The sequence below is a fragment of the Rhodococcus sp. T2V genome (genome assembly GCF_029269925.1).
Lineage (GTDB): Bacteria > Actinomycetota > Actinomycetes > Mycobacteriales > Mycobacteriaceae > Rhodococcus_F > Rhodococcus_F koreensis.
This window is the reverse complement of record NZ_JARJBD010000214.1, coordinates 1-4,314: the sequence shown is the minus strand read 5'-3', so window position 1 is coordinate 4,314 and position 4,314 is coordinate 1. Positions and strand designations below refer to the sequence as shown.

Here is a 4,314-nt window from a genome sequence, read left to right as displayed (position 1 = left end):
CGCCCGGCACCGTAGGCTCGACCAACCTGATCCACGTCCACAGAATCGGCGAAGACGACCACTAGGCGTCGGAGGCGAAGACGACCACTAGGCCTCGGAAACGACTGTCTCATGCCATCTTTGACACTCACCGTTCGTCTGCTGACACCCCACTCCGATCTCTGGGACTGGCAGACCCGCGCGCTGTGCCGCACCACCCGGGCGGACGTCTTCTTCGGGCCGGACGGCGAAAGCAGAGCAACGCGAATTCGCCGGGAGAGGCAGGCGCAGGAACTCTGCCGGGGTTGCCCGGTCCGGCACGAATGCCGACGCCACGCACTCGACGTCGGCGAACCCTACGGCGTCTGGGGAGGGCTGACCGAATCGGATCGGCGATTCGGTCAGGATCGGCCCCAGCTGAATCCACAGTCAAACCGTAAGCCGGCCAGGAGTCTTCGCATCTCGCCGCGACACCCCCGCCCCGGAAGGCAGTGACAGGCCGACCGCGGTGGGGGTCAGCGTCTTGACGGCACATATCTGGATATTTACTATCTAGGTTATGCGGATGTCGCGAGGTGTCGAGTGGGCAATGCACGTTGTGCTGTCTCTGGCGTGGGTGGATGACGATCGCCCGGTGTCGACCGCTGCGCTCGCACGCAGTTACGATCTGCCGGCTCCGTACCTGAACAAACAGTTGCAGGCGCTCGTGCGCGCGGGGATCTTGACGTCCGTGCCTGGTGCCGCGGGCGGGTTCGTGTTGACCCGCTCGGCCAAGCACATCAGTGTCCTGGACGTCGTCACCGCCATCGAGGGTGCCGAGGAGGCGTTTCGGTGCACCGAGATCCGTGCCCAGGGCGTCGGTGCCGACATGCCGGCCGGTCAGTTGTCTATGCCGTGCGCGGTGTCGATGGCGATGCGAAAGGCGGATCTGGCGTGGCGGCGGGAGTTGGCCGGTCAGAGCGTCGACGACGTCCGGGTCGAGGCTGAGCGGCACGCTCCGGGACTCGCCGAGCGTATGCGCCGGGCATACGACCGGGGCTGATCGCACACAAGCGGGAACTTTCGAATCATCCGTCCGAGGTGGGCGGTTCACACATGAGGAGAATCTAGATGTCAAATGTCCTGATTATTGGAGGCGGTTTCGCAGGAGTCTGGGCGGCGGCCAGCGCCGCCCGGCTGCGACGCGATGCGGGCGTGCCGCGGAAGGACCTCACGATCACACTGGTCGATGCTGGTGACGACCACGTCATCCGGCCCCGCCTCTACGAGCGGGAGCCGGAGACCAAACGCTGCTCCCTCGACGGGCTGCTCGGCCCGATCGGAGTGGAGCGGGTCGCGGCCACGATCACATCCATCGATACCACCACCAACCAGGCTCACGGGATCACCCGAACCGGTGATACCACGTCTCTGAGCTACGACCGTTTGGTGCTGGCCACGGGCAGCCGACTCGTCACCCCCACAGTTCCCGGTGCCCAGCACCTCTTCGACATCGACACGCTCGGTGCCGCCACCTATCTCGACGGGCACCTGCGAAGCCTGCCCGCGTGCCCGGATTCGGAGGGCCGGTACACGGTGGTCGTGATCGGGGCAGGATTCACCGGACTCGAGATCGCCGCCGAACTCACCGATCGACTCCGCGAGATCGCCGCGGATGCGCCGATCCGGGTGATCCTGCTCGATCGCGGTGACGTCGTCGGATCCGGGCTCGGTGCGGGACCGCGTCCTGCGATCCTCGAAGCCCTCGACACCCTCGGGATCGAAGTCCGCCTCGGCGTGGATGTGACCTCGGTCGACGCGCACGGAGTGCAGTTCGCCGACGGCAACCGGATCGCCGCGAACACGGTGATCTGGACGGCGGGCATGCAGGCCAGCCCCCTGACAGCGCACATCCCCGGAGAACGAGACCGACTCGGTCGTCTCACCGTCGATGAGCATCTGAAGGTGGCCGGTCTCGCAGACGTGTTCGCCGCGGGAGATACCGCCGCCGCGTACGCAGACCCCGGCCACGTCGTGATGCAGAGTTGCCAGCATGCGCTGCCGCAGGGAAAGTTCGTCGGGCACAACGCTGTCGCCGATCTGCTCGACCGAGATCTCGTGCCGTTCGCTCCCGCGTCGTATGTCACCTGCCTGGCTCTCGGACCGGCCGGGGCAGTCTTCGCTTCCGGGTGGGACCGACAGGTGCAGATGACAGGCGCGGAGGGAGCGGTGGTGAAGAAGTCGATCAACACCGTTGCGATCTATCCGCCCGTCGGTGATCCGGAGGCTCTGCTGTCGCTGGCGGTTCCGGACGGAACCTGGCGATCGGCCGAACTCGAGGCTCTCACCTGAGAATTGCCCACACGCCGCGGATGCGGGGAATGCCCGCCGCGTCGGTGGCGCTCGTCAGACATTGAAGGTTCCGTCCTGAGGAGGCAAGACATGGATGACACTGAACCCCGCGACGTCCTGAGTGTGGACCGATCGCCGGACCGAACCGGTCCCGCCCGCAGCACGTTCTACCGAGGCGGGTTGTCGATGTGGGCGTGGGTGGCGCAACGGGTCAGTGGGATGGTGATCTACGTCTTCCTGTTGGTGCACGTGGCGGACAACCTGATGTTGCGGGTCTCGCCCGCTGCCTACGACGAGGTGATCGGCACATACAAGACCCTGGTGATGGGTATCGGCGAAATCGGACTGGTCGCCGCCATCCTCGGGCACGGGTTCAACGGGATCCGCATCGTCCTTCTCGACTTCTGGTCGAAGGGCATCGACAAGTCCCGGTGGATGCTGTGGACCGTGATCGTCTTGTGGGTGTTGATTATGGTGCCGTTCGTCATTCGACATCTGAGCCACTATCTGTGAGAGGTGAACTTGCGATGAGTGAGACAGCGAACATAGCTGCGGTAAAAGCGGTGCCGAGACGCGCAAGTTTCGAGAAGTACGCCTGGCTGTTCATGCGGTTGTCCGGAGTCGTGTTGTTGGTGTTGGTTCTGGTGCACGTGTACGTCAACGTGGTGGCCGGCGACGGGGTGTTCAAGGTCGACTTCGCTTTCGTGGCAGGAAAGTGGGCGAGCCCGTTCTGGCAACTGTGGGATTTCCTGATCCTGCTGTTGGCGGTCCTGCACGGCACGAATGGGGTGCGGGTCATCATCGCCGACTATACGGCGCGGCCGGTGCTGCGGTTCTGGCTGAACACACTGGTCACGGCGGCAGCAGTGCTGATGTTGGTCGCCGGGACATTGACCATCTTCACGTTCGACCCGTGCCCGGGCGCGGTCGGGGATCTGCCCTCGTTCTGTCCGGCACCGGCCGCATCGTCACACCAGGAGTGATCGTCATGTCCTTGGGACTCTTCTTCGAAGCCGTCCTTGCCTTGGCGGCGGTATTCATAGTGTGGTTCACAGTTTTCGTTGTTCGGCAGCTCGTCCGGAATCGGCCGGGACGGTGAGTAGGGTGGACAAGAGGTTGGTGGCGTTGGGATCGGCGATGGTTGTCGGCGCCGGGCTGCTCGCGTTGGGTGCAACGGCCGTGGCGTTACTCGCGACCGGGACGATTGCGGGCATCTCGGTGGGGGTGGCACTGATCGTGTTCGGTGGTGTCATCGGAGTGCTGACAGCCAGCCAGGTCCGATTCGGCCGCACCGCTGACATCCTGCTCGCAAAGATGGTTGCCCAACAGGACTATCGAGCATACCCCGAGCTGGCACGTCGTCCGTCCGGTCGTGTGCTGCCCGTTGCGGCCAGTGAACATCTTGCCCGCTGCCGCGCGGGTGTCGCCGCCCGCCCCGACGATTGGCGGGAGTGGTTCCTCCTCGCCGGTGGGTACGAGATCGCACGCGACCACCGGAACGCGGTCCTCGCGTTGGCCCGAGCATCCGCACTCCAGAAGTCGGACCGAAACGCCGTGCGATCTTGACCGAGCTGCGACGCGAATTGGGGCAAGTGTCGATACGGGATAAGCGAGTATGGCAAGAGCCACAAGCGCAAGTAGAGGTCAAATGTACTCCGCGCGTCCACTACTGAATCGGAGAGCGTCCGATGCCTGACTACACGCTTCGTCAGATGACTTACGTCAAGGCCGTGGCCGAGTCAGGATCGATCTCAGGCGCTGCGGACCGCCGGTGTCAGCGGTGCGGCAGCGGTTCAGCGAGTATTCGCCGCGGGCACGGGATGGTGAGCGGGGTGCTCGTCGTGCTCGTGAGAGGTCGGCTGGCGGAGTGGATCCGTCGCGATGCAGAGGTTGCGGTGGTGACCGCCACTGCGAATTTGCGTCACAGACCGACGGCGGTTTCGAGGAGATCGAGTTCGGAGTCGAGGTGGTCGAGCATGGGGTGCAGATCCGGGACGGTGCGGC

General features: G+C 64.6%; 6 protein-coding genes. All 6 read left to right on the top strand.

Annotated elements, in window-relative coordinates:
* Positions 1-111: 111 nt before the first annotated feature.
* The 6 genes from P3H15_RS53175 to P3H15_RS53150 all read left to right on the top strand — a co-directional run bounded on the left by P3H15_RS53175 (position 112) and on the right by P3H15_RS53150 (position 3,876).
* A complete protein-coding gene (locus P3H15_RS53175) occupies positions 112-474 on the top strand; it encodes a WhiB family transcriptional regulator (protein ID WP_276144694.1) in 363 nt (120 codons plus the stop codon).
* A 64-nt stretch (positions 475-538) separates the two neighbouring features.
* The gene (locus P3H15_RS53170; protein WP_276144693.1) at positions 539-1,021 is read left to right on the top strand and encodes an Rrf2 family transcriptional regulator; all 483 of its coding nucleotides are present in this window, start codon (positions 539-541) and stop codon (positions 1,019-1,021) included.
* Between the two features lie 68 nt (positions 1,022-1,089).
* Positions 1,090-2,310: an NAD(P)/FAD-dependent oxidoreductase gene (locus tag P3H15_RS53165; RefSeq protein WP_276144692.1), complete on the top strand. Its 1,221-nt coding sequence runs from the start codon at positions 1,090-1,092 to the stop codon at positions 2,308-2,310.
* A gap of 90 nt (positions 2,311-2,400) precedes the next feature.
* Positions 2,401-2,823, top strand: a complete 423-nt coding sequence (gene sdhC, locus P3H15_RS53160; RefSeq protein WP_276144691.1) for a succinate dehydrogenase, cytochrome b556 subunit — start codon at positions 2,401-2,403, stop codon at positions 2,821-2,823.
* Positions 2,824-2,837: 14 nt separating this feature from the next.
* Positions 2,838-3,293, top strand: a complete 456-nt coding sequence (locus P3H15_RS53155) for a succinate dehydrogenase (protein ID WP_276144690.1) — start codon at positions 2,838-2,840, stop codon at positions 3,291-3,293.
* A 121-nt stretch (positions 3,294-3,414) separates the two neighbouring features.
* Entirely contained in the window at positions 3,415-3,876 is a 462-nt protein-coding gene (locus tag P3H15_RS53150; RefSeq protein WP_276144689.1) for a hypothetical protein, read from the top strand.
* Positions 3,877-4,314 lie beyond the last annotated feature (438 nt).